This is a genomic window from Streptomyces sp. NRRL S-37 (genome assembly GCF_000721605.1).
Taxonomy (GTDB): domain Bacteria; phylum Actinomycetota; class Actinomycetes; order Streptomycetales; family Streptomycetaceae; genus Streptomyces.
This window is the reverse complement of sequence record NZ_JOIZ01000019.1, coordinates 157,857-182,644: the sequence shown is the minus strand read 5'-3', so window position 1 is coordinate 182,644 and position 24,788 is coordinate 157,857. Positions and strand designations below refer to the sequence as shown.

Below are 24,788 nucleotides of genomic sequence, written 5' to 3'. Positions count from 1 at the left end.
CGGCCCACACCCACACCGGGGCACCCGCACAGCGCGCCCCGTACGTCCGCCCGGCGGGCCGATCGAGTGAACCGTGGCCCATCGGGCCGCGCCCGGCGGCGTGGCGGGCCGGCCGGAGGCGGGGCGCTGCCCCAGGATCCGGCCGCGTGGCACACACCTTCGACGAGCTCGTGGCCAAGCAGCGCGCGGCGGACGAGGCGCACTCCCGGGTCCGGCACCTGCGGGACGCCTACGGCCCGCCCGCCCGGACCCAGTGGAGCGCCCGCCAGACCGCCACCTGGGAGACCGCCTGGCGGGCCTGGCGCGACCTCGCCCGTGACGTCCGCCTCGCGGTGACCGAGTACGCCCGGGCCGAGGGCAGACCGCTCCACGAGGTCGAGGCGGAGCTGAGACGGGCGACCGGGAACCACGGCTGAGCGGCCCCGTACGCTTGCCCGGTGTGAGACGCAGACGGCCGGCCCCGCCCTCCCCCCTGCCGCAGCGCGACGGTGTGGACCCGGTACGGGTCCGGCTGCCCGCCGGGGACCGGTGGGCCACGGTACGGGAGCACCTGGCGCAGCGGCTCTCGGCCGCCGGCCCCGGGGTCGTGGACGGGATGTTCGCCGCGGGCCTGATCGTCGGGGCGGACGGACGGTCCGTACCGGCGGACACCCCGTACGCACCCGGCATGTACGTGTGGTTCCACCGTGAGCCGCCCGCCGAGGTGCCGGTGCCGTTCCCGCTGGAGGTCGTGCACCGGGACGAGCACATCGTCGTCGTCGACAAGCCCCACTTCCTGGCCACCACCCCGCGCGGCGGCCACGTCACCCAGACCGCGCTCGCCCGGCTCCGCCGTGAGCTGGGCGTCCCGGAGCTGGGCGCCGCGCACCGCCTGGACCGGCTCACCGCGGGCCTGGTGCTGTTCACGGTGCGGCCCGGGGAGCGCGGGGCCTACCAGACGCTGTTCCGCGACCGGCTGGTGCGCAAGGAGTACGAGGCCGTCGCCCCGTACGACCCGGCCCTGGACCTGCCCCGGACCGTGCGCAGCCGGATCGTGAAGGAGCGGGGGGTGCTGACCGCCGAGGAGGTCGAGGGCGAGCCGAACGCGGTGACGCGGATCGAACTCGCCGCCCACCGGGCCGACGGCCTCGGCCGGTACCGGCTGGTGCCCGGCACCGGGCAGACCCATCAGCTGCGGGTGCACATGAACGCCCTGGGTGTGCCGATCCTCGGCGATCCGCTGTACCCCGAGGTGGCCGCCCCCGTCCCGGCCGGTGATTTCCGGCGTCCGCTGCAACTGCTGGCGCGGAGGCTGGAGTTCACCGATCCGGTGACGGGTGCGGAGCACCGGTTCACCAGTGGCCGGGTGCTCGCGGCATGGTCCTCGTACGAGGACTGGGCGACCGGTCAGTAACCGCGCCACCAGCGCAGGAAGCGTTGCCAGGCGCCCTGCGGCGGGGCGGGTTCCGTCACCGGCGGCACCGGTGCGGGGGACGGCGCGGGCGGCTCGGCGCCCGGCTCGGGCAGCGCGGGGGACACGGTGGCCGCCGGCCGGTTCACGCCGATGTGCCAGTCCTGCTGCGGGGGCGCGTCGTTCTCGTGGCTGGGCCGCTGCAGCACGTCCTGTTGCGGCCGGGGTGTGAAGTGGACGGGCAGCTCCACGAGATGTCGCGAGGCGATGGACTCGGTGAAGGTCAGCCGCTCCTCGTCGATGCTCAGTTCGACGTCGGGCAGCCGCATGAGCAGGGCGTCGACACCGACTTCGGCGACCACGCGGCCGATGTCCTGGCCGGGGCACTCGTGCGCGCCCCCGCCGAAGGCGAGGTGCGAGCGGTTGCCCTGCATGTCGGCGGTCGGGTCGGGGCGTACCCGGGGGTCGACGTTGGCCGGCGCGGGTGCGAACAGCAGGGCGTCGCCCTTGCGGATGCGCTGGCCGCCGAGCTCCGTGTCCTGCTTGGCGTAGTAGGCGAAGATGGTACTGAAAGGCGGTTCGTCCCAGAGCAGTTGTTCCACCGCCTGGGGCACGGTCATCTGGCCGCCGTTGAGCTGGGAGCGGAAGCGCGGGTCGATCAGCACCTGGCGCAGCACGTTGGCGAGGAGGTTGGCGGTGGCCTCGTAGGCGGCGATGAGCACCACGCGGAGGTGCTGGGCGATCTCCTCGTCGGTCAGTCCGGCCGGGTGCCTGACGAGGTGGCCGGTGAAGTCGTCCAGCGGCTGGGCCCGGCTGCGGGCCGTGAGGCGTTCCAGGGCCTCCATGACGTAGGCGTTGCTGGCGATCGCGGTCTCGGTGCCCCTGATCATGTCGCGGGCGGCCTCGACCATCCGGTCGTCGTACTCGTCGGGCATGCCGAGGACGTGGCACATCACGGCCATGGGCAGGTGCTCGGCGTACTGGCCGACCAGCTCGGCCTCGCCCGCCTCGCAGAACCGGTTGACGACGCGCTGCACGCTGCGGTTGACGTGCCGGCGCAGGCCGCGGAAGTCGGTGGCCGCCACGGCGGCGTCGATGGCGCCGCGCAGCCGCCGGTGCTCGTCGCCCTCGGCGTGGGCGCACATCGGCTGCCAGGCGATGTGCGGCATCAGCGGATGGTCGGGCTTGACCAGTCCTTCCGCGAGCGCGGACCAGATGCGGCTGTCCTTGCAGTACTGCGCGGGGGTGCGCACCAGTTGCTGGCTCTCGGCGTGGCCGAGGACCACCCACACCGGCACGTCGTCGTGGATCAGCGCGGGTGCCACCGGACCGTGTTCGGCCCGCAGTTCCTCGTACAGCTTCTTCAGGTCCTCCGACTCGTGCAGCCGGCTCAGCCCGCCGGGGCCCTTGCCGTGTGCGGGGCAGCCGGGGGGCGGGCCGGGGCGGGGGGCGTCCGTTCCGGCCGGGGAGTCTCCCGTCAGGGAGGTGGGTTCAGGCGTCACAGTGGTCGCTCCGAGGGGGAAAGCGGGGTCCGGTGCGGGAGAGGGATCCCGGGGTCAGGTGAGCGAGCCCGTCATGGCGAGCGAGTGCAGGAACCGCATCAGGGTCATCAGCACGTCACGGCTGGAGGCGCGGCGCCGCACGTCGCACTCCATGATCGGGATCTGCTCGGACAGGTCGAGGGCGGACCGCAGGTCCGCGATGGGGTAACGCGGGGCGTCCGGGAAGGAGTTGACGGCGACGACGAACGGCACACCGCGCTCCTCCAGCCGCCCCATGACGTCGAAGCTGACTTCGAGGCGGCGGGTGTCGACCAGCACGACCGCGCCGAGCGCCCCCTCGAACAGCCCGTTCCACAGGAACCAGAAGCGCTCCTGGCCGGGGGTGCCGAACAGGTACAGCACCAGCTGGTCCGTGATCTTGATACGGCCGAAGTCCATGGCGACCGTGGTGGCCGTCTTGGACGCGGAACCGAAGTTGTCGTCGACCCCGACGCCGGCCTGCGTCATGGTCTCCTCGGTGGTCAGCGGTTTGATCTCGCTGACCGAGCCGACCATGGTCGTCTTGCCGACCCCGAATCCGCCCACGATCACGATCTTCACCGCGGCCTGTGCCGTGTGCGGCAACTGGTCCTCGGCGCGGGGGCCCGGGATGGTCTCAGAGCCTTTGAAGTCCATGCATCACCGCTTCGAGAAGGGAACGGTCGGGCAGCGCCTTGCGGACGATCGGGGAGCGCGCCTGGACCAGTTCCGCCGCCAGCATCTCGGTGATCAGCACGGTCACCGCGCTGAACGGCAGGTTGAGATAGGCCGACAGCTCGGCCACGGACAGGGGGGCGGCGCAGAGCCGGAGCAGCGCCGCCTGCTCGGGGCCGGCGGAGGGCGGGGGGTCCGGGGAGCCGGCCACGATCAGCGTGACGAGATCGAGGTCGGCGCGTTCGCCGTCCGGTCCGGTGACGACGTACAGCCGCTCCGGGTTGCCGCCCTCACCCTCCTTCCTGGCCGGTGCGGCCGGCTGCGGAGGGGGGCCCTCCTGGGGGAAGCGCCTCTGGCGTCGCGGAGGAGTCATACGGTCTGCCCGTTCCGTCGGGGCGGACTGGTCAGATGGGCGCCGATACGGACGACGAGGTCGCGCATCATGCCACCCATGCGGCCCGGTTCGCAGGTCATGTCGGAGAGCACCGCGAGGTAGGCGTTGGCGCCGGCCGCCATCAGGTAGAAGTAGCCCTCGTTGATCTCGATGAGCACCATCTTCATCTCACCGTTGCCGTACGGGAGTTCCTGGGCCACGGCCCCGGCGAGGCTCTGTACGCCCGCACAGGCCGCGGCGACCCGGTCGGCGGCGTCCGGCTCGCCGCCGTAGCGGGCGATGCGCAGACCGTCGGCGGAGAGCACCACGATCATCTCGACGCCGGGTACGCCGTCGGCGAGCTCCTTGAGCATCCAGTCGAAGTTGGCTCGTTGCTGGATCACTTGAGGTCCCCCTCGTCATCGGCCTCGGTGCGGGCCGGTTCGTTGATGAGATGCAGGTAGGCGGTCGGGTTCCGGGTGAAGTCGGTGGTGGGGACGCCCGGGTCGAGGCCCTTGCGCATGCCTTCCCAGAAGGCGTCGACCCACAGCCCGGGTTCGCGGTCGTCCTGCTTCTTCTCGGGCTCGGGCCTGGCCCAGATGTCGTGGTACTCCTCGCCCCGTTCCCTGGCCTCCCGCTCGGCCCGTTCGGCGGCCGCCTGCTCGGCGTACCGCTGGTGGATCGGGGTCTTCACCCGGCTGCGGCGCTGGGGCAGTCCGCCCGCGGTCCACTCGGTGACCTCGGGGACGTCGTCCTCCATGGAGACGGTGGCGGGGATGCGAGGGCTGGTGGGGCGGCGCTTCTTGGGGGTGCGCTCCGGGCCCGGCAGGGCGTCGACCGGACGGGGCACGGAGGTCGCCCCGATGCCGTGGGCGAGGCCCACGCCGGGTTCGTCGGTGATCATCTCGCTGGGGACGACGAGGACGGCGCGGACGCCGCCGTAGGCGGAGGCGCGCAGCGAGACCTGCATGTTGAAGGCGGTGCAGAGGCGGCCGACGACGGCGAGGCCGAGGCGCGGGTTCTCCCCGATCTCCTGGAGGTCGGTGCCCTTCTGGGCCTGTTCGAGGATGCCCTCGATGCGGGCGCGGGCCTGCTCGTCGAGGCTGACGCCGGCGTCCTCGATCTCGATGGCGACGCCGGTCTGCACCTCGGTGGCGGTGACGCTCACCTTGGAGGTCGGCGGGGAGTAGCGGGTGGCGTTGTCGAGGATCTCGGCGGCGGCGTGGATGACCGGTTCGACGTAGATGCCCTTGATGTTGATCTTGGCGATCGACTTCAGGTCGATGCGGCGGTACTCGAGGATGCGGGACATGGCGCCGCGCAGCACGCTGTAGAGCGCGACGGGCTTGGGCCACTGGCGTCCGGGACGGCCGCCGCCGAGGACGGAGATGGAGTCGGCGAGGCGGCCGATCAGCGCGGTGCCGTGGTCGATGCGCAGCAGGTCGTCGAAGACCTCGGGGTTGCGGCCGTGGTCCTCCTCCATCTCGCGGAGTTCCTTGGCCTGCTGGTGGACGATCGCCTGGACGCGGCGGGCGATGCTGACGAAGGAGCGCTGGGCGGAGTCGCGCAGGTTCTCCTCGTCGTCGATGATCTTGAGCATCGTCCGCAGCATCCGGAGCTGGTACTCCGGCAGGTCGCGCCAGGCCGGGTTGAGCCGGGGCAGGGCGCGCAGCACCTCGTCGGGGTCGTTGCCGCTGTGCAGGTGGTGCAGGGCGGCGGGGGCGACCTGGTTGATGAAGTGGTCCGTCTCCGTGTCGTGGGCGGCGATCCTGGACTCCAGGTACGCACGGTGACGTTCGTGCTCGGCCCGCGCCTCGCGCAGGAACCGGCCGCGGCGCACCGCCTCGGCCGCGGCGGCGGTCACCAGCAGGGTCGCGACGGCGCCGCACACGCCGACGGCGATCCGGGCGGGCTCCGTCACCAGGGCGACGGCGGCTCCGGTCGCCGCGGCCATCACTATGGCCGGCAACAACAGCACGCGTGTGTGGGGAAGTTGGACACTCGCCATATGAGCCCTCTGAAACGAATCGACTGACGGCCGGAAAACGTGCACATAGGGGAACAAGCGCACGAATTCATCTCAACTCGGTGCGCTGCGGGCGAGCTTAGTCCGACAGGATCATCGCCATGTCATATTCGCCGAGTGCCGGAAAAGGCCCCTGGGACAGGAGTACGCTCAGGTCGTTTACACGCTGCGCGGCTGTTCGAACACCATCCGTCACCGCGCCCAGACGTACGAAAACCACTCACCGTAAGGGGTGAGGAAGCGCCTCGGGCTCCTCGATCCTGCCCACGGAACCGGGCGGTGACGCCCTTCGACGAGGGCGCGAGAAGGCAGAAGCCCGGCGCGCACGGGGCGCACCGGGCTTCTTCAGGGCTTCCGGGCCGAGCCCTCAGCCCACGGACGAGTAGGCGACCACGCCCCGCAGCAGTCCGTCGACCGCCTTGCGGGCGTTCCTGCCGACCGTCGAACCCTCGGCGGACGGCGCCGCGGCCGAGATCTGCCCCAGCACGTCGATGACCTGCTTGCACCAGCGTACGAAGTCACCGGCCGGCATCTCCACCTCGCGCAGCACCTCGTCCAGGCCCTTGCCGGACGCCCACATGTAGGCGGCCCAGGCGAAGCCGAGGTCGGGCTCACGCTGGCCCACGCCCTCCGTCTGGCTGATCCGGAAGTCCTCCTCCAGGGCATCCAGCCGGCCCCAGATGCGGACCATCTCACCGAGTGCCGCCTTCGCCCGGCCCGACGGCAGCTTGGGCGCCATCGCGTCGTCGGCGACCCGGGCCTCGTACACCAGCGCCGACACGCACGCGGCGAGTTCGGCGGGGGCGAGCCCCTCCCAGACGCCCTCGCGCAGGCATTCGCTGGCCAGCAGGTCCAGTTCGCCGTACAGCCGGGCCAGCCGCTTGCCGTGCTCGGTGACCTCGTCGCCGCGCAGGTAGTCCATCTCGGTCAGCAGCGCGACGATCCGGTCGAAGGTGCGGGCGATGGTGTTCGTCCGGCCCTCGATACGGCGCTCGAGCTGCGAGGTGTCACGCAGCAGCCGGTGGTAGCGCTCGGCCCAGCGGGCGTGGTCCTCACGGTCCTGGCAGCCGTGGCACGGATGCGCCCGCAGCGCCTTGCGCAGCCGGGCGATCTCCCGGTCGTCGGCCGCCGGGGAACCCTTCCTGCGGTGCCGGTCCGGGACGATGTGCCCGGCCTTGGTGCGCAGCGCCGAGGCGAGGTCCCGGCGGGACTGCGGGGAACGCGGGTTGAAGGACTTCGGGATCCGCATCCGCTCCAGCGCCTCCACCGGCACCGGGAAGTCGACCGACGCCAGCCGCTTGACCTGCCGCTCGGCGGTCAGCACCAGCGGGCGCGGGCCGTCGGCGTACTCGTAGCCGCGGTGGCCGTTGGACCGGCCCGCCGGCAGCCCCGGGTCGAGCACCAGCGCCAGCCCCGCGTACTTCCCGGTGGGTACGTGGATGACGTCACCGGGCTTCAGCTTCTCCAGCGCGACGGCGGCCTCCGCACGCCGCTGCACCGCGCCCTGCCGGGCCAGTTCGTTCTCCCGGTCCTTCAGCTCCCGGCGCAGCCGCGCGTACTCCTCGAAGTCGCCGAGGTGGCAGGTCATGGACTCCTTGTAGCCCTCGAGACCCTCCTCGTTGCGCTGCACCTGACGCGAGATGCCCACGACCGACTTGTCCGCCTGGAACTGCGCGAAGGACGTCTCGAGGAGCTCGCGCGAGCGGTGCCGGCCGAACTGCTCGACCAGGTTGACCGCCATGTTGTACGACGGCCGGAAACTGGAGCGCAGCGGATAGGTGCGCGTGCCGGCCAGTCCCGCCAGGTGCTCGGGGTTCATGGCGCGCTGCCACAGCACGACCGCGTGGCCCTCGACATCGATGCCGCGCCGGCCGGCCCGGCCGGTCAGCTGGGTGTACTCGCCGGGGGTGATGTCGGCGTGCTGCTCGCCGTTCCACTTGACGAGCTTCTCCAGGACCACCGAGCGGGCGGGCATGTTGATGCCGAGCGCGAGGGTCTCGGTCGCGAACACGGCCTTCACCAGCCCGCGTACGAACAGCTCCTCGACGACCTCCTTGAACGTCGGCAGCATGCCCGCGTGATGGGCCGCGATACCGCGCTCCAGGCCCTCCAGCCACTCGTAGTAGCCCAGGACGTGCAGGTCCTCGGCCGGGATGGAGGCCGTACGCTCCTCGACCAGGGCGCGGACCTTGGCCCGCGCCTCCTCGTCGTTGAGCCGGAGGCCCGCGTACAGGCACTGCTGGACGGCGGCCTCGCAGGCGGCGCGGCTGAAGATGAAGGTGATGGCGGGCAGCAGACCCTCGGCGTCGAGCCGCTCGATGACCTCCGGCCGGCTCGGCGTCCACACCCGCGAGCGCTGCCGGCGCTCCCGCTCCCGGTCGGCCTCGCGCGTATTGCCCCGCCCGCGCTTGCGGTCGCCCCAGGACGGGCGGCTCGCCTCCAGGCGGGCCATGCGCGTGAGGTCCGGGTTGACGGCCTTCTTGCCGCCCTCCGCCTCCTCGAACAGGTCGTATATCCGGCGTCCCGCCAGCACGTGCTGGAACAGCGGCACGGGCCGGTGCTCGGAGACGATCACCTGGGTGTCGCCGCGGACGGTGTCCAGCCAGTCGCCGAACTCCTCCGCGTTCGACACCGTCGCCGAGAGCGACACCAGGGTCACCGACTCGGGGAGGTGGATGATCACTTCCTCCCAGACGGCACCGCGGAAGCGGTCGGAGAGGTAGTGCACCTCGTCCATCACCACGTAGCCGAGGCCGAGGAGGGTCCGCGACCCGGCGTACAGCATGTTCCGCAGCACCTCGGTGGTCATCACGACCACCGGGGCGTCGGAGTTGACGCTGTTGTCGCCGGTGAGCAGGCCCACCTTCTCCGTGCCGTAGCGGCGGCACAGATCGGCGTACTTCTGGTTCGACAGCGCCTTGATGGGTGTCGTGTAGAAGCACTTCTTGCCCTGCCGGAGGGCGAGGTGGACGGCGAACTCGCCGACGATCGTCTTGCCGGAGCCGGTGGGCGCGGCGACCAGCACGCCCTTCCCCGCCTCGAGCGCCTGGCAGGCCTCGATCTGGAAGGGGTCGAGGCCGAAGTCGTACATCTCGCGGAAGGAGGCGAGCGCGGTGGCCTGCTCGGCAGCGCGCCTGCGCGCCGCCGCGTACCGCTCGGCCGGTGAGAGGTCCTCTGTCATCGTGCTTTCGAGCGTACCGGGCCGCACCGACAACAGGACGATCATTATCCGGAACCGTCCCTGCGAGCGGCGGGGCCGCCCGGTTCAGGGGCCGACGACCCGCAGCGCGCCCGGCACGCAGCGCGCGGTCAGCGGCAGCGGACCCACCGGCTCCCCGTCCGCGTACCCGGTGACCTCCTCGGCGGCCAGTTCCACGCTCGCCGCCCGCAGCACGGTGATCGCGGGATGGCCGACGTGCGTGCCCCGGTACACCCGGGGGAAGACCCGCAGCAGCGTGGCCCGGCTGCACTCGCCGACCACCGTGATGTCGAACAGCCCGTCGGTCAGGTCCGCGCCGGGGCAGATCCGCATGCCGCCGCCGTACGACGGTCCGTTGCCGACGGCGACCAGCGCCGCCTCGACCTCGCGGACCTCGCCGCCGTCGAGGGTGATCCGGTAGGGCAGCGGACGGAAGGCGGCCAGCTCGGCGACCATCGCGACGTCGTACTTGACGCGGCCGAGGGGCAGCCGCATCCGGTTGCCGCGGTCGTTGACCCGGGAGTCGAAGCCGGAGGCGAGCACGGCGCCGAACCAGCGGTCGCCGACCCGGCCGAGGTCGATGTCGCGGACCCGGCCGCACTTGAGGGCGTCGGCGATCATCCGGCCGGCCGCGGCCGGTTCCCGCAGGGGCATGCCGAGGGCGCGGGCGAAGTCGTTGCCGGTCCCGGCGGCGACCAGGCCGAAGGGGGTGCCGGTGCCGACGACGGCCTGCAGGGCGAGGTTCGCCATGCCGTCGCCGCCGACGGCGATCAGGGCGCCGGTGCCCTCCTCGACGGCGGCGCGCGCCCGGTCCAGGGCGTCCTGCGGGTCGTCGCCGAGCACGGTCCGCACCGAGAAGCCGGCGTCCCGCAGCGCGGAAGCGGCCGGCCGCGCCGCGCGGGCGCCCCGGCCGCGGCCCGCGGTGGGGTTGACGAAGAGGGTGATCTCGCTGGTCACGGGGATGACCCTATGAGCTGCGGGGCGGTCCTCAGGTCACGTCGTCATAACCGTTGACCCGGTCCTTGGTCGCCTGCTCGGGCAGGGCGGCCACGGGTTCCACCGGATCGATGGACTCCGGGGTGAGGTCCAGCTCGGACGCCTCGTCGTCGGCGGGGCCCTGGGATTCCCTGCGGGCCCGCCGTTTGTCGTTGAGCAGCGAGAACGCCACGGCGACGAAGTAGAGGACGACGATGGGTCCGGAGAGGGCGATCATCCCCACCGGGTCCGTGGTGGGCGTCGCGACCGCGCCGAAGACGAAGACGCCCATGACGACACCGCGCCACCAGCCGGCCATGCGACGGCCGGAGACGATGCCGACCAGGTTCAGCATGATGAGCAGCAGGGGGAGCTCGAAGGCCAGGCCGAAGACCAGCACCATCCTGATGGTGAAGTCGAGGACCTCGTCGAGCGAGAGGATGTTGGCCGATCCCCCGGGGGTGAGGCTGAGCAGCACCTTGATGCTGACGGGGAGGATGACGTACGACAGGTAGGCGCCGCCGGCGAACAGCGGAACCGCGGCCGAGACGAAGTAGTAGGTGTACTTCTTCTCGTGCTTGTGCAGCCCGGGGGCGACGAAGGCCCAGAGCTGGTAGAGCCACACAGGGCTGGAGACGATCAGGCCGGCCATGAGGCTCACCTTGATCGTCGTGGTGAACGGCGACGTCAGCGTGTTGAAGGAGACGATGGCGCAGTTACCACCGTCGCTGTTCGTCAGGTTCTCGCATTTGGGCACCGGCTCCGCGAGGAACTGCATGAGCTGCTCGCTGTAGAACGCGGCCACGATCATCACCACGACGATCGCGACGACGGCCTTGGCGAGCCGGTTGCGCAGCTCACGCAGATGTTCCACGAGGGGCATCCGCCCCTCGGGATCCCTCTCCTGCTTGCGGGCAGACTTGAGCAACCCACGTTCCCATCTCGTGCGGCGGGCCGGAGTTCACCGGCCCTGCGTCAGCGCTTGGTCGTGTCCGTCGGCTCCGTGACCGGGCGGGAGCTGGTCACGTCGCCGGGGGCGGCCTGGATGGTGCGCTGCGCCGGGGGCTGCTCGCCGGGGACCGGCGGGTCGGCGGGGGCGGCGGACTTGTTGTCGTCCTTCATCGCCTTCGCCTCGCTCTTGAGGATGCGGGCGGACTTGCCGAGCGACCGCGCCATGTCCGGGAGCTTCTTCGCGCCGAACAGCAGGATGATGACGACGAGGATCAGAATGATCTCGGTGGGGCCGAGCCGTCCCATAAGTCTTTACCTTCTCACCGAGGCGGGTGGGTGGGTGGCTGTCCGACCGGCCGGACATGCGTCCGAACGACGGTGCTGACAGCGATCGTAACGCTCAGGGGTGAACGTCCGGCAATCCCTGTGCGTACTCCCGTCCGCGGTCCGGGCCTCGTTCTCCGGTCCGCGATCAGCAGCGTACCTGCCGGGACCCGCACGGTGACAAGGGCGAAGCCGCGCCGGGAGCCGGCCGGAACCGCTCAGAGGGACTCGGCGGAGCGGGCCGCGCCGGCCGCCGCGCGCTCCAGGTCCTCCGCGGCACGGCCGATACGACGGGCCGAGTCCGTGACCTGCCTGCCGAGCCGTTCCGCCTCGACGAAGACCCTGACGGCGAACACCCCGAGCACCAGCAGACCCAGGAACCCCACCGCAACCGCGCACATCGGCCAGAACATGAGGGCGAGCCTAGACGGTCGAGTGCAGCCGCAGTGTCCGGACCCCGCCGCCGGTGAGCAGCTCCACGATCCGCTCCCCCGCCGGCTTGCGGACGGCCGCCCCGCACGCGGGGCAGGTGAAGGAGTAGAACGTGGTGCGGCTGCTGGCGCCGATGGCCAGGCGCAGCGCGCTCGCGGCGAGCTCGAAACGCTCCCGGCAGTCCGGGCAGCCCGCCCGGAACCTCACCGGGGCCACATTCCTCATCCCCGCGAACGCGGACGCCGCCGTCATGGTCCGCGTACCGGACGCCGCCGACTCGCTCAAAGCCCTCGCTCCTGCCTGTCGTCCTGTCCGTCCCGCACCGTGTGCGGGGCCGGTCATCCGGCCGCCTCGACCCCGTCGTACGCCGCCAGCGCCTCACGGGCCGCCTGCCGGGCGCTGTCGGCCAGCGCACGCGGCTCCACGATGCGGCCGTCGCGGCCGAGCCGCAGGGCCAGCCGTCTGAGCGAGGCCGGGTCGGGCGTGCGCAGAGTGATACGCAACCCGCCGTCGGGAAGCTCGTCCGCGCTGTCGTGCGGGTAGTACTCGGCGACCCAGCGGCCGCCCGGCCCGACCTCGACCACGACCTCGGGATCCTCGGCCGCCGGCTGCACCAGCGCCTCCGACAGGTCCCGCAGCTCGACCTCGGGCGGCGCGGACGGCTCGTCGAGGATGCGGATCTCGGCGACCCGGTCGAGCCGGAAGGTACGGCGCGCCTCGGAGCGCCGGCACCACGCCTCGACATACGTGTGCCCGACGCTGACCAGGCGGATGGGGTCGATCTCCCGCTCGGTGACCTCGTCGCGCGCGGGCGAGTAGTAGCGGATCCACAGTCTGCGGCGCTCGGCGATGGCCCGGTCGACGTCCGCGAAGACACCGCCCTCGGACTCGAAGGTCACCGACAGCCGGGCGCTGGCGCCGGCCGCCTCGCCGGCCGCGGTCTCCACCTTCGCGGTGGCCCGCAGCAGCGCCTGCCGGTCGCCCTCGCGCAGCCCCGGCAGCGTGGCCACGGCGCGGGCGGCGACCAGCAGCGCGGTGGCCTCGTCGGCGGCGAGCCGCAGCGGCTCGGCCGCCTCCGCGCCGAGGGCGGCCGGATTGTGCCACCAGATGCGCTCACCGTCGGTGTCGATGTCCAGCAGATCGCCGCCGCGGAAGCTGGTGCCGCACATGGGCAGCACGTCGAGGTCGGAGACCAGCTCGTCCTCGGTGATCCCGAAGGCGCGCGCCACGTCCTCGATCCGCGCGCCGGGACGCTCCCGCAGATACGTCACCAGGGAGAGCATCCGCCGGGTCTGGTCGATGGCGTTCACGGGCCTGACCGGTTTGCCTGCCACGTCCTTCTCCGCTCCCCCTCAGCCCTTGGCCACGGCACGCAGCCGGTCCATCACGTCGGCCCGCAGCTCGGCGGGCTCCAGGACCACCACGTCCGGTCCGAACTCCACCAGCCAGGCGTCCAGGCCGTGCCCGTACGGAATCTCCAACTCGTCCCAGCCGTCACCGAGTTCCCGCACCACGGTGGCCTTCGCCCGAAGGGGGTAACCGGCGTCGGAGCGCAGCCGGATCCGCGCCGAACGGTCCGCGCTCTCCCCCGCCCAGCTCGCCACGGTCTCCCGCACGGTGACGACGTCCGGCACCGGGACGGTGAACCGGCCGCCGCGCGAGCGCACCTTCCCGGTGATCCGGGAGAGCCGGAAGACCCGCTCGGCGCCCCGGTCGCGGTCCCAGCCGGCCAGGTACCAGTGGCCGCGCCAGCACTCCAGCGCCCACGGTTCGACGTGCCGCTGTCCGGGCTGGGCGGCGTTGGCCTTGCGGTAGTCGAAGACGACAGGACGGCGGTCGCGGCAGGCCAGCATCAGCGGCTCGAACGCGGCCTCGTGCACCGGGATGCGCGGCTCCAGCGCGCCATGGGCACCGTACGGGTCGACGTCCTCGGGCAGACCGGCCGCGCGCAGCTTCTGCAGGGCGCCGCTGGCCGCTCCGGCGAGCCGGGCCTGCTGCCACACCTTGGCGGCGAGCCCGAGGGCGGCGGCCTCCTCGGCGTCGAGGGTGATGGGCGGCAGCCGGTTGCTGTCGCGGCGGGCCAGGTAACCGACCTCGCCGTCGAGGTTCTCCACGGTCTCGATGACCAGTCCGAGTTCCCGCAGATCATCCTTGTCGCGTTCGAACATGCGATTGAAGGAGTCGTCGGAGCCCGCTTCGAGGTAGGCCTCGATCGACTCACGCAGCTCACGCTTGCTGAGGGGCCGGCGCGTCCCGAGCAGACACAGCGCCAGATTCATCAGCCGCTCGGCCTTGGCAATGGCCATCGACCCGCTTCGCCTCCCTATGGTGCTTACGAGCGACGACCGTACCGCCCCGAGGTGGCGCGGTAAAAGCCGGAGGCCCATGCCCGGACAGGCATGGGCCCCGGATGATCGGCTCCGGTCGGATCAGACGCCGAGCAGGTCGACCACGAAGATCAGGGTCTCACCGGGCTTGATCGCCGGGGTGGGGCTCTGGTTGCCGTAGGCGAGGTGGGCGGGGATGGTCAGCTGACGACGGCCGCCGACCTTCATGCCCTGCACGCCCTGGTCCCAGCCCTTGATGACCCGGCCGCCGCCCAGCGGGAAGCGGAAGGGGGTGCCGCGGTTCCAGCTGGCGTCGAACTCCTCGCCCGTGCTGAAGGCCACACCGACGTAGTGCACGGTGACGGTCTGGCCCGCCTTCGCCACCTCGCCGTCGCCCTCCCAGATGTCCTTGATCTCGAGGTCCGCCGGGGGCTCGCCGCCCGGGAAGTCGATCTCGGGCTTGTCGATGCTCACTTGTTCTCTCCTTGTTGCGTGACCTGCGTCAGGAACAGTCTCACAGACTTTCCGGGTCAGACGGTGCCGAGGATGTCCACCACGAAGACCAGGGTGTTCTTGGCCAGCTCGCTCTGGGGGTTGGAGCCGTAACCGAGAGAGGGCGGGATCACCAGCAGGACCCGGTCGCCCACGTTCTTGCCGACGAGGCCCTGGTCCCAGCCGGCCACCACGGCACCGGTGCCGATCTGGAACGCGGTGGCGCCCCCGTGGTCCCAGGAGGAGTCGAACTTCTTGCCGTCCTCCCACTTGACACCGGTGTACTGGGCGATGAGCCCCTGACCGGCCTCGACCTTCTTGCCGTCGCCCTTGATCAGCACCTGCTGCTCGAGCTCCTTGGGGGCCTTGGCGCCCTTGGGGACGGTGATGGTCGCCGCCTTCTGCGACGGGGCCTTCACCTCCGGCATCCCCTCCTCCGGGGCCGCCTGCTCGCCCTCGACCTCGGCCTTGGCGTCGACGGCGGCGGCACCGACCGGGTCGACCACCCAGATCAGCACGTCCTTCGCGGCGATGCCGGACGAGGTGTTCAGGTTCTCGCCGATCAGCTCACCCGCGGTGCCCTGCACAAGGATCCGGCTGCCCGGCTTCTTGCCCTTCAGGGCGTCGAGGACCTTGGGGGGCAGCTGGCGGCTCTGCTTGCCCACCTGCTCCACGGACTGCTGATGGGGCGCCTTGCCGTCCGCGGCGGGCGCGGCCCAGGTGCCGCCGAGTTCCTGGTCGCCGCCCCACTTCTCGACCGTCCAGTCCAGCCGGACGTAGTCGGAGGCCTTGATCGCGGTGCCGCTGCCCTCCGAGACCGTCTCGACGACGGTCTTCTCGGACGGCTCGCCATCCTCGGGAACGGAGATCTCGGGCTTCTCCCCGGCCTTCCCGTCGACCTGTGCGACGCCTCCCGTCTTGTCGCCGTTGCTGTCGTCGTCCGACCCGCACGCGGCGGTGAGCAGCAGTGCGGGAACGGCCAGCAGCGCCGCGACGCGTCGTTTCATGTTGTAGTTCATCAGTCTCACTGGAATCGGGGGTGGGGGGCAATGGCCGCCACTCTACGACGTACCTGCCCCGCACGCGGCTCACGCCGGGACACGCCGTGGCCATGAACGCCGTGCGAGCCCACGACCAGCGCCCGCCGCCGCCCTCCCTCCGGAAAAACGCCCGAATGCCCGGAGACCGAGGGGCCTCCGGGCATCGGGCGCCGTACCCGCTCACATTCCGGCGATCAGCTTCTCCACGCGTTCGTCCACCGAGCGGAACGGGTCCTTGCACAACACCGTGCGCTGGGCCTGGTCGTTCAGCTTGAGGTGCACCCAGTCGACGGTGAAGTCACGGCGCTGCTCCTGGGCCCGCCGGATGAAATCGCCCCGCAGCCGGGCCCGAGTGGTCTGCGGAGGAACGGACTTGCCCTCGAAGATCTTCAAATCGTTGCAGATCCGGGCCGCTTGTCCCTTTTTCTCCAGCAGGTAGTACAGACCCCGCCGACGGTGGATGTCGTGGTAGGCGAGGTCTATCTGCGCGACCCTCGGGTGCGACATCGTCATGTTGTGCTTGGCCCGGTACCGCTCCAGCAGCTTGTACTTCATGACCCAGTCGATCTCGGTGCCGATACGGTCGAGATCCTCGGCCTCGATCGCGTCCAGCGTACGGCCCCACAGCTCCAGCACCTGCTCGACGGTGCCCGTGCGGATACCCCGGCGCTCGCAGAAGTCCAGCGCCTTCTCGTAGTACTCGCGCTGCACCTCCAGCGCGGAGGCCTCCCGGCCGCTGGCCAGACGCACCTTCCTGCGCCCGGTGATGTCGTGGCTGACCTCGCGGATCGCCCGGATCGGGTTCTCCAGGGTGAGGTCGCGCATCACGGTGCCCGCCTCGATCATGCGCAGCACCAGGTCGGTGGCGCCGACCTTGAGCAGCATGGTCGTCTCGGACATGTTCGAGTCGCCCACGATGACGTGCAGCCGGCGGTAGCGCTCGGCGTCCGCGTGCGGCTCGTCGCGCGTGTTGATGATGGGCCGCGAGCGGGTCGTCGCCGAGGAGACGCCCTCCCAGATGTGCTCGGCCCGCTGGCTGACGCAGTACACGGCGCCGCGCGGCGTCTGCAGCACCTTGCCGGCACCGCAGAGGAGCTGCCTTGTCACCAGGAACGGAATGAGGATGTCCGCGAGCCGCGAGAACTCCCCGTGCCGGGCCACCAGATAATTCTCGTGGCAGCCGTACGAGTTGCCCGCGGAGTCGGTGTTGTTCTTGAAGAGGTAGACGTCGCCCGCGATTCCCTCCTCGTGCAGGCGTCGTTCGGCGTCCACCAGGAGTCCCTCGAGAATGCGCTCGCCGGCCTTGTCGTGGGTGACCAGTTCGGTCACGTTGTCACATTCCGGCGTTGCGTATTCCGGATGTGACCCCACGTCGAGATAGAGGCGGGCGCCGTTCCGCAGAAAGACATTGCTGCTGCGGCCCCATGACACGACACGGCGGAAGAGGTACCGCGCCACCTCGTCAGGCGACAGGCGGCGCTGTCCCCTGAACGTGCACGTGACGCCGTACTCGTTCTCCAGCCCGAAAATGCGGCGGTCCATGAGGGAACATTACGCCCGATCCCCCGACCTGAAACGAGGTTCGACGGCACGATTCGGATCATTTTCCGAACGGGCCGCGACCACCGCTCTCCCGGCGGGAACTGCCAATACCCGTCCGGTGGCGATCAAAACCAGCAGCGACACACCACCCGCGACCCCCGGCACGGCGAACCCCCACAGCGCCCCGCCCGCCTCGACGACCGGACCGGTGAGACCCGTTCCGACCGACGCGCCGACGGTGAAGGTGGTCACCAGCCAGGAAAACGCCTCCGTGACCGTCCCGCGCGGCGCGTGCCGGTCCACGAGCACGAAGGCACAGGCGATGGCCGGCGCCAGGAAAAACCCCGCGACCACCATGAGCAACGTCATGGCCACCGCACCCGGCATCAGCATCAGCGGCAGGTAACACACAGCCAGAAGGGCCACCAGCACCCGCAGTCGCCGCGCGGGCTCACCGCTCCACTGCCGCGCGCCGTACACCACCCCGCCGATCAGGGCACCCAGCCCGATCCCCGCCATCAGCCAGCCGTACACCCGGTCGCCGCCGTGCTCGTCCGCGTACGACACCGCCGCCACCGTGATGGACCCCAGCGCCATCCCCACGGCCAGAAAGGCACCCAGCAGCGCGAGCAGCCCCGGCGAGCGCAGCGCACCCAGCCAGTGCGCCTCGCGCGGCGCCGACCGCCAGGCCCGCGAGGGCGGCGAGACGACCACGGAGAGGGCGCCCAGCACCCCGATGACGTTCAGCACCAGCAGCGCGGCCTGCGCCGACCACCACGAGGCGCACACCGTCACCAGCAGCGGCCCGACGGTGAACATCACCTCCTGCGCCACTGCGTCCATGGCGTACGCCCGGTGAACATGGTCCTCCCCGGGCAGCACGGACGACCACAGCGCACGCAGCCCGCCCTCCAGGGGCGGCGTGAAGAGCCCCGCGGCGGCGACGGCGCCATAGGCCACCGCCGGCGACCCGATTCCCACGAAGGCGAACACGGCCATCGCCAGCGCCGACAGCACGGCGGCCGGCAACTGCACCCCCGGCTGCCCGCGCAGATCCACCAGCCGCCCCAGCACCGGCTGCCCCACGGCGTTGGCGACGCCGTACACCGCCGCCAGCGCGCCGGCCAGGCTGTACGTACCGCCCTCCGCGCGCACGAACAGCACGATCGCGATGGCGGCGGTCGCGTTGGGCAACCGCCCCACGAGCGTCCCCACGAGCAGCCGGGTGGCGTGCCGCGCCCGGAGGATCTCCAGGTATCCCGTGGCCATGCGGGCCCCTTCACTGGAAGTTTTACGTATAACTAAGCTCCCCATACGTACCATGTCCGCTGTCCACCAGTCCAGACGAAGGAGCGGCCCGACGATGCCCCGAGCCGGCACCCGCCCCACGAGCCGGGACGTCGCCCGGGCCGCCGGCGTCTCCCAGGCCGCCGTCTCCCTAGTCCTCGGCGACAAGTGGCGCGGCCGGGTCTCCGAGACCACGGCCGAACGCGTCCGGGAGGCCGCGCGCACCCTGGGCTACCGCCCCAACCTGGCCGCCCGCAACCTCCGCCTGGGCCGCACCCGCACCGTCCTCCTGGTCGTCCCCGCCCTCACCACGGAGTTCTTCGCCGGCGTCTACACCGGCGCCGCCCGGGTCGCCGCCCGGCACGGCTTCGGCGTCGTCCTCTACCCCTCCCCCGAAGGCATCGGCCCCGCCCGCGACCCCTTCGCGTCCGCACAAGCCGCCCTGGACGGCGTCATCGCCTCCTCCATGGCCGCCGAAGCCCTCACCGCCATCCGCGGCGAGGCACTGCCACTGGTGATGCTGGACAGCGACCCCGAGGCCAGCGTGGGCACCGCCACGGTCAACCTCGACATCGCCGACGGCGTCCACCAGCTCACCGACCACCTCCTGGCACGGGGCCACCGCCACTTCCTCCACCTGGCGGCCGACGTGGCGTCCTGGACCTTCGAGGTACGCGCACGGGAACTGGCGGCACGACTGCGGGAGGTTCCCGCAGCGTCGTTGCGCACGGCACGGGCACCGATCTCGATCAAGGGAGCGGAAGCGGCGGCGGAGGCCGCGCTCCGCGAGGCGGCGGCGACACCGGACCGCCCCACCGCCGTGGTCTGCGACGACGACCACCTGGCGGCCGGCACGTACAAGGCCGCACGGCGTCTGGGACTGCGTGTCCCCGAGGACCTCTCCGTCACCGGCCTGGACGATCTGGCCCTCGCGAGCGCGATCGACCCGGAGCTGACCACGGTGCGGTTGGACGCGGAGCTTTTCGGCGAGCGGGGGATGGAAGCGCTGCTGGCGGTCCTGGAGGGCCGCGCCCCCGCCGCGGGCGACATCCCGGTCGAACTGGTGGTACGGGGGTCCACGGCCCCCGTACCCCGCTGAGGGCCGCGGCGGCCCTCCGTGCCGGTGCCGAGCGGGGCGGGCTCGCAGCCCGGCGGCTTACGGGGTGCCCCGCGCTGGTGCCGGCCGGGCGGGTTTACACGACCCGGCGTCTCGCGAGTGCCCCGGTGTTCGGCGTGGGCCGGGGGTTGCGCGGGCCGGCGCCTCGCGGGTGCCCCGGCGTGGGTGCCGACCGGGGGTGCGCGGCCCGGCGCGTGTTGCGGGGTGCCCCGCATTGGTGTGGGCCGGGGGTGGCTTCACCTGCGCTCGAGCGGGAGGTACCCCCATCGCCCACCCGTGCCGCCCTGGGGGTACCTCCCAGGCCCTTGAGGCACTGGGGGAGGCACGACTGCCCGCGGATTGCGCGGCATACGACTGCCCGCGGAGGGCGGGGCGGCGGCGGTAGCGGTAGTCGCGTACGGCGGGGAGGGGACGGGGCGGGGGTGGCCGCCCGCAGTGGCTGGCGCGTCCGCGCCCCGCGCCCCCTCCGGCGAGCGCAGTCGCGCCAGTCCGAGGACGGACACCCCCGACGCGGCCCCGACCCACCCACCAACCGTGGGCGCTACCCCAGCCCCCACCGAAGCCGCACAGGCGCCGCAGGCATCCACCCCCCGGACCGCAAGCCACACCACAGGCGCAAGCCCCGCCCGCCGGGCGAAAGCCGCACCGCGGGCATCCCGTCCACCGGGCCGAACGCCACACCGCAGGCGCTGCCCCAACCCCACCGGACCGAAGCCGCGCCGCAGGCACCTCGCAGGCGTCAGACGCACACCCCCACTACTCGACGTCCCCGCCGGAGTCCGTCTCGGCCTCCGCCTCGGAGGCCGTCTCCGCACCGCCCGCCTCCAGCAGACGGGACAACTGACGCCCTCCGATCCGCTTGAACTTCCGCTTCTGCGGCCGCGTACGGTCCAGCACCGCCACCTCCAGCCGCTCCGCGGGAATCTCCCGCTCACTGCCATTGGTGTCCCGCGACAACGCCTGCACCGCCAGCCTCAGCGCCTCCGCCAGCGTCATCCCGTCCCGGTGCCGCTGATCCAGATACCCGCTGATCTGCTCCGCGTTACCCCCCACCGCCACCGAGCCGTGCTCGTCCACGATGGACCCGTCATGCGGCAACCGGTAGATCTGGTCGAACTCCGGGGTCTCCCCGACCTCGGCCACCACCAGCTCCACCTCGTACGGCTTCTCCCCCACACTCGAGAAGATCGTCCCCAGCGTCTGCGCGTACACGTTCGCCAGACCCCGGGCCGTCACATCATCCCGGTCATAGGTGTAACCCCGCAGATCGGCGTACCGCACGCCCCCGATCCGCAGATTCTCGTACTCGTTGTACTTACCGGCCGCGGCGAACCCGATCCGGTCATAGATCTCGCTGAACTTGTGCAGCGCACGGGACGGGTTCTCACCGACGAACACGATCCCGTCGGCATACTGCAGCACCACAAGGCTGCGACCACGCGCGATCCCCTTCCGGGCATACTCCGCCCGGTCCGCCATCGCCTGCTGAGGTGAGACATAGAACGGCGTCGACACCGGTTATCCGTCCCTTTCTGTCGAAGTCACTGGACCACCAAACAACCGAACAACCCGCCCGCACGACCTACAGCAACGAGGCCCGCGGACCGTCCGGCTGCTCCAGCCGCCGCTCCAGCACCGACCGGGCGATGCCGGACGCCTCGTCCTCGGTGAGCCGGCGGAAACCGTCCTCGGTGATCACGGTGACGATCGGATAGATCCGGCGGGCGACATCGGGACCACCGGTCGCCGAGTCGTCGTCTGCCGCGTCATACAGCGCCTGCACCACCAACGTGGTGGCCTCGGCCTCACTCAGATCGTCCCGGAACAGCTTCTTCATCGCACCGCGCGCGAAGATCGACCCGGAACCCGTCGCGGCGTACCCCTGCTCCTCCGAACGCCCGCCCGTGACGTCGTAGGAGAAGATCCGCCCCTTCTCCCGGTCCACGTCGTACCCCGCGAACAGCGGAACGACGGCCAGCCCCTGCATCGCCATGCCCAAATTCGAACGGATCATCGTCGACAGCCGGTTCGCCTTGCCCTCCAGCGACAGCTGCGCGCCCTCGACCTTCTCGAAGTGCTCCAGCTCCAGCTGGAACAGCTTCACCATCTCCACGGCGAGACCCGCCGTACCGGCGATCCCCACCGCCGAGTACTCGTCGGCCGGGAACACCTTCTCGATGTCCCGCTGCGCGATGACGTTCCCCATGGTGGCCCGCCGGTCACCGGCGAGCACGACCCCGCCGGGGAACGTCACCGCCACGATCGTCGTCCCGTGCGGTGCCTCGATCACACCCTTCACGGGCGGCAACGACCTCTTGCCCGGCAACAGCTCCGGCTGGTGCTCGGAGAGGAAGTCCATGAAGGAGGAGGATCCCGGCGTCAGGAAGGCAGCCGGTAGACGCCCGGTGCTACGAGTGTTGGCTTCCACGCGATTCCTTCCACGTATGCGGCAGCCCGCCTTATGGCATCGGGCCGATCCTTGAACTGCCCCAGCGCCGCGTTGCAGCTGAAGCACAGTACGCCACGGACCCTACCCGTCTCATGGCAGTGATCCACATGCTTGGCCGGGGCAGCAGGGCATATACAGCAGATGCCTCCCTGGGAGGCGATCAACTCGTCACGCTCGGCTTCGGTGATGCCGTACTGGCGCTTCGGATGACCTGCGCGCCCCTCGGCGGCTCGGCAAGCCTTGCAACGCGTCGACAACCCGTCCGACGCGGTCGCATTGCGGTGCCACTCGCTCCACGGCTTGACCTCATCGCACTTAAGACAGAGCTTGTACCCCTCGGGCACCTCTGCCTCGGGGCGGACTTTCCGCCCCAAGGCCTGCTGACGCGTCCGGTGATAGTGCGACGCGCAATCTCGACAGTGTCGCTGCAGGCCGTCCAGGTTTGACCGCTTGCGGGCGAAGGCTGCGCGCGGCTTGTCCTCACCGCACCGCGCGCAGCGCTTCAGATCCTCTTTCGATGCCAACTCCGAAGCCCCCCAGCCTTCGATTCGAAGGCTATTCGCCGCCCTTTTGAACAAATGAACGAACGAAGTCCTCGGCGTTAGCCTCCAAGACATCGTCGATCTCGTCCAGGACGTCGTCCACGTCCTCGCTCAGCTTTTCCTGACGCTCCTTGAGGTCCTCCGAAGCCTGCGTCTCCGCCGCCTGCTCCTCGACCTCCTCCGTGGACCGGGTGGCCTTCTGCTGTCCGCCGCCGGTGTCCTTGGTCGCCATCACCCTCACCCCGCTCGGTTCGCCCGACACACTTGCTCGGTCAAGATCAGACCCTACTCGCCGGGTCCGACAATGCCCCCGCAGTTGCTCCAACGTACGGGGACCATCTCGATGATTCCCGGACCCGGCGTTTTCCACCCTGTCCGGCCGGTCCTTCCCGGGTGTCCCCGGTACCCGCTCAGTTTCCCGACAACACCCTGACCAGGTCTTCTGCCGTGCGGCAGCGGTCCAGGAGCTCCTTGACGTGATTACGCGTTCCGCGAAGCGGTTCCAGGGTTGGGACCCGCTGGAGTGAGTCCCGGCCCGGCAGGTCGAAGATCACCGAGTCCCAGGAGGCCGCCGCGACGTCGTCCGCGTACTGCTCCAGACAGCGGCCGCGGAAGTACGCGCGGGTGTCCTCCGGAGGCTTCGTGCGGGCCCGCTTGACCTCTCCCTCGTCCAGCAGCCGCTTCATCCGTCCCCGGGCCACCAGACGGTTGTAGAGGCCCTTGTCGGGGCGTACGTCGGCGTACTGCAGGTCCACCAGGTGCAGCCGGGCGGCGTCCCAGTCGAGGCCGTCCCTGCGCCGGTAGCCCTCCATGAGTTCCCGCTTGGCGACCCAGTCCAGCTCGCCGGCCAGGCTCATCGGGTCGTTCTCCAGCCGTGTGAGCGTGTCCTCCCAGCGGAGCAGCACGTCCTTGGTCTGTTCGTCGGCGTCCGCTCCGAACCGTTCCTCGACGTATTTGCGGGCCAGCTCGTAGTACTCCATCTGGAGCTGTACCGCGGTCAGGGTCCGTCCGCTGCGGAGTGTGACCAGGCGCTTCAGGGAGGGGTCGTGGGAGACCTGGTGCAGGGTCCGTACCGGCTGGTCCACGGCCAGGTCCACCGCGATGAATCCGTCCTCGATCATGGACAGGACCAGTGCCGTGGTGCCCAGTTTCAGGTAGGTCGAGATCTCGGACAGGTTCGCGTCGCCGATGATCACGTGGAGTCGCCGGTATTTCTCGGCGTCGGCGTGCGGTTCGTCGCGGGTGTTGATGATCGGGCGCTTCAGCGTGGTCTCCAGGCCCACTTCGACCTCGAAGTAGTCCGCGCGCTGGCTGAGCTGGAAGCCGTGTTCGTGGCCGTCCTGGCCGATGCCGACGCGGCCGGCGCCTGCGAAGACCTGTCGGGAGACGAAGAAGGGCGTCAGGTGGCGCACGATGTCCGAGAAGGGGGTTTCCCGCTTCATCAGGTAGTTCTCGTGTGTGCCGTAGGAGGCGCCTTTGTTGTCGGTGTTGTTCTTGTAGAGGTGGATGGGCTGGGCGCCGGGGAGCTGTCCGGCGCGTTCTGCCGCTTCGGCCATGATCCGTTCGCCGGCCTTGTCCCAGAGGACGGCGTCACGGGGGTTGGTGACCTCGGGGGCGCTGTACTCCGGATGGGCGTGGTCGACGTAGAGCCGTGCGCCGTTGGTGAGGATGACGTTGGCCAGGCCGATGTCCTCGTCGGTGAGCTGGCTGGTGTCGGCGGCCTCGCGGGCGAGGTCGAAGCCTCGTGCGTCCCGCAGCGGGTTCTCCTCCTCGAAGTCCCAGCGGGCCCGGCGGGCCCGGTGCATCGCGGCCGCGTAGGCGTTCACGATCTGGGACGAGGTGAGCATGGCATTGGCGTTGGGGTGGCCGGGGACGGAGATGCCGTACTCCGTCTCGATGCCCATTACTCGCCGTACGGTCATGCGGCCCTCCTTGCCCGGCGGCGTCCCCGGTCGGGGGCGCTGCTGTACCGCCGGCGCTCCGGTGCGTGTGCGGTGCCCGTCCCCGCACTGCGCGACTCGGCGGTACGGAAGAGCCTAGAACGCCTTTGCGCTGGTGGGGAGATCATTTGCGTCATTGCTGTGCTCCAGCCGTGGCCCGGAAAGCAGTCGGCTGCGGGTACCCGTT

General features: G+C 70.9%; 25 protein-coding genes. 3 read left to right on the top strand and 22 right to left on the bottom strand.

Going from position 1 to position 24,788, the window contains the following annotated elements; all coding sequences use genetic code 11:
* Nucleotides 1-146: 146 nt before the first annotated feature.
* Together IH50_RS0126575 and IH50_RS0126570 are read left to right on the top strand one after the other, a co-directional pair.
* Complete coding sequence (locus IH50_RS0126575; protein WP_030867374.1) at nucleotides 147-416, top strand: hypothetical protein; 270 nt, start codon at nucleotides 147-149, stop codon at nucleotides 414-416.
* Nucleotides 417-439: 23 nt separating this feature from the next.
* Nucleotides 440-1,393 carry an RluA family pseudouridine synthase gene (locus tag IH50_RS0126570; RefSeq protein ID WP_030867371.1) on the top strand — a complete coding sequence of 318 codons (954 nt, stop codon included), beginning with the start codon at nucleotides 440-442 and terminating at the stop codon, nucleotides 1,391-1,393.
* Here the strand turns inward: IH50_RS0126570 and IH50_RS0126565 are convergent.
* The 17 genes from IH50_RS0126565 to IH50_RS0126485 form a co-directional block, all read right to left on the bottom strand.
* Complete coding sequence (locus IH50_RS0126565) at nucleotides 1,387-2,892, bottom strand: cytochrome P450 (protein ID WP_030867368.1); 1,506 nt, start codon at nucleotides 2,890-2,892, stop codon at nucleotides 1,387-1,389. The genes IH50_RS0126570 and IH50_RS0126565 overlap by 7 nt on opposite strands.
* A gap of 54 nt (nucleotides 2,893-2,946) precedes the next feature.
* Complete coding sequence (locus IH50_RS0126560; protein WP_030867364.1) at nucleotides 2,947-3,567, bottom strand: GTP-binding protein; 621 nt, start codon at nucleotides 3,565-3,567, stop codon at nucleotides 2,947-2,949.
* Nucleotides 3,548-3,958: a DUF742 domain-containing protein gene (locus IH50_RS0126555; protein ID WP_030867361.1), complete on the bottom strand. Its 411-nt coding sequence runs from the start codon at nucleotides 3,956-3,958 to the stop codon at nucleotides 3,548-3,550. The genes IH50_RS0126560 and IH50_RS0126555 overlap by 20 nt, the downstream gene beginning before the upstream one ends.
* Nucleotides 3,955-4,362, bottom strand: coding sequence for a roadblock/LC7 domain-containing protein (locus IH50_RS0126550; protein ID WP_030225334.1), 408 nt, complete (start codon nucleotides 4,360-4,362; stop codon nucleotides 3,955-3,957). Before IH50_RS0126550 ends, IH50_RS0126555 begins: the two co-directional genes overlap by 4 nt.
* Nucleotides 4,359-5,936: an ATP-binding protein gene (locus IH50_RS0126545; protein ID WP_037872935.1), complete on the bottom strand. Its 1,578-nt coding sequence runs from the start codon at nucleotides 5,934-5,936 to the stop codon at nucleotides 4,359-4,361. The genes IH50_RS0126550 and IH50_RS0126545 overlap by 4 nt, the downstream gene beginning before the upstream one ends.
* 415 nt (nucleotides 5,937-6,351) lie before the next feature.
* Nucleotides 6,352-9,210 carry a DEAD/DEAH box helicase gene (locus IH50_RS0126540; RefSeq protein WP_030867356.1) on the bottom strand — a complete coding sequence of 953 codons (2,859 nt, stop codon included), beginning with the start codon at nucleotides 9,208-9,210 and terminating at the stop codon, nucleotides 6,352-6,354.
* A 39-nt stretch (nucleotides 9,211-9,249) separates the two neighbouring features.
* Nucleotides 9,250-10,140, bottom strand: coding sequence for a diacylglycerol kinase (locus IH50_RS0126535; RefSeq protein ID WP_030867353.1), 891 nt, complete (start codon nucleotides 10,138-10,140; stop codon nucleotides 9,250-9,252).
* Nucleotides 10,141-10,171: 31 nt separating this feature from the next.
* Entirely contained in the window at nucleotides 10,172-11,041 is an 870-nt protein-coding gene (tatC, locus tag IH50_RS0126530) for a twin-arginine translocase subunit TatC (RefSeq protein ID WP_051767460.1), read from the bottom strand.
* Between the two features lie 92 nt (nucleotides 11,042-11,133).
* Nucleotides 11,134-11,415, bottom strand: coding sequence for a Sec-independent protein translocase subunit TatA (gene tatA / locus IH50_RS0126525; protein WP_030867349.1), 282 nt, complete (start codon nucleotides 11,413-11,415; stop codon nucleotides 11,134-11,136).
* A gap of 236 nt (nucleotides 11,416-11,651) precedes the next feature.
* Complete coding sequence (locus IH50_RS0126520; RefSeq protein WP_030867345.1) at nucleotides 11,652-11,846, bottom strand: hypothetical protein; 195 nt, start codon at nucleotides 11,844-11,846, stop codon at nucleotides 11,652-11,654.
* A 10-nt stretch (nucleotides 11,847-11,856) separates the two neighbouring features.
* Nucleotides 11,857-12,150, bottom strand: a complete 294-nt coding sequence (locus IH50_RS0126515; RefSeq protein WP_030867342.1) for a hypothetical protein — start codon at nucleotides 12,148-12,150, stop codon at nucleotides 11,857-11,859.
* A gap of 53 nt (nucleotides 12,151-12,203) precedes the next feature.
* Entirely contained in the window at nucleotides 12,204-13,199 is a 996-nt protein-coding gene (locus IH50_RS0126510) for a helix-turn-helix transcriptional regulator (protein WP_078914105.1), read from the bottom strand.
* A gap of 18 nt (nucleotides 13,200-13,217) precedes the next feature.
* A complete protein-coding gene (locus tag IH50_RS0126505) occupies nucleotides 13,218-14,171 on the bottom strand; it encodes a helix-turn-helix transcriptional regulator (RefSeq protein ID WP_030867338.1) in 954 nt (317 codons plus the stop codon).
* A 123-nt stretch (nucleotides 14,172-14,294) separates the two neighbouring features.
* Nucleotides 14,295-14,666, bottom strand: a complete 372-nt coding sequence (locus IH50_RS0126500; protein ID WP_006132299.1) for an FKBP-type peptidyl-prolyl cis-trans isomerase — start codon at nucleotides 14,664-14,666, stop codon at nucleotides 14,295-14,297.
* Nucleotides 14,667-14,722: 56 nt separating this feature from the next.
* Nucleotides 14,723-15,703, bottom strand: coding sequence for an FKBP-type peptidyl-prolyl cis-trans isomerase (locus IH50_RS0126495; RefSeq protein WP_030867333.1), 981 nt, complete (start codon nucleotides 15,701-15,703; stop codon nucleotides 14,723-14,725).
* A 201-nt stretch (nucleotides 15,704-15,904) separates the two neighbouring features.
* Entirely contained in the window at nucleotides 15,905-17,266 is a 1,362-nt protein-coding gene (gene pafA / locus IH50_RS0126490; RefSeq protein WP_004933460.1) for a Pup--protein ligase, read from the bottom strand.
* Between the two features lie 9 nt (nucleotides 17,267-17,275).
* Entirely contained in the window at nucleotides 17,276-18,535 is a 1,260-nt protein-coding gene (locus tag IH50_RS0126485) for an MFS transporter (RefSeq protein WP_030867330.1), read from the bottom strand.
* 94 nt (nucleotides 18,536-18,629) lie between these two features.
* Here IH50_RS0126485 and IH50_RS0126480 point away from each other — a divergent pair, with 94 nt between their 5' ends.
* Entirely contained in the window at nucleotides 18,630-19,652 is a 1,023-nt protein-coding gene (locus IH50_RS0126480) for a LacI family DNA-binding transcriptional regulator (RefSeq protein WP_030867328.1), read from the top strand.
* Nucleotides 19,653-20,426: 774 nt separating this feature from the next.
* Here IH50_RS0126480 and prcA read toward each other — a convergent pair.
* The 5 genes from prcA to dop all read right to left on the bottom strand — a co-directional run bounded on the left by prcA (nucleotide 20,427) and on the right by dop (nucleotide 24,583).
* Nucleotides 20,427-21,185 (bottom strand): proteasome subunit alpha, encoded by a 759-nt coding sequence (gene prcA, locus IH50_RS0126475; protein ID WP_030867325.1) that lies wholly within the window; start codon nucleotides 21,183-21,185, stop codon nucleotides 20,427-20,429.
* A 67-nt stretch (nucleotides 21,186-21,252) separates the two neighbouring features.
* Nucleotides 21,253-22,098, bottom strand: a complete 846-nt coding sequence (prcB, locus tag IH50_RS0126470; RefSeq protein WP_037872933.1) for a proteasome subunit beta — start codon at nucleotides 22,096-22,098, stop codon at nucleotides 21,253-21,255.
* Nucleotides 22,050-22,643, bottom strand: coding sequence for an endonuclease VII domain-containing protein (locus IH50_RS40100; protein WP_030867318.1), 594 nt, complete (start codon nucleotides 22,641-22,643; stop codon nucleotides 22,050-22,052). Before IH50_RS40100 ends, prcB begins: the two co-directional genes overlap by 49 nt.
* A gap of 31 nt (nucleotides 22,644-22,674) precedes the next feature.
* Nucleotides 22,675-22,893 (bottom strand): ubiquitin-like protein Pup, encoded by a 219-nt coding sequence (locus tag IH50_RS0126460; protein ID WP_030867314.1) that lies wholly within the window; start codon nucleotides 22,891-22,893, stop codon nucleotides 22,675-22,677.
* Nucleotides 22,894-23,071: 178 nt separating this feature from the next.
* The gene (gene dop, locus IH50_RS0126455; protein WP_420709119.1) at nucleotides 23,072-24,583 is read right to left on the bottom strand and encodes a depupylase/deamidase Dop; all 1,512 of its coding nucleotides are present in this window, start codon (nucleotides 24,581-24,583) and stop codon (nucleotides 23,072-23,074) included.
* Between the last annotated feature and the right edge of the window lie 205 nt (nucleotides 24,584-24,788).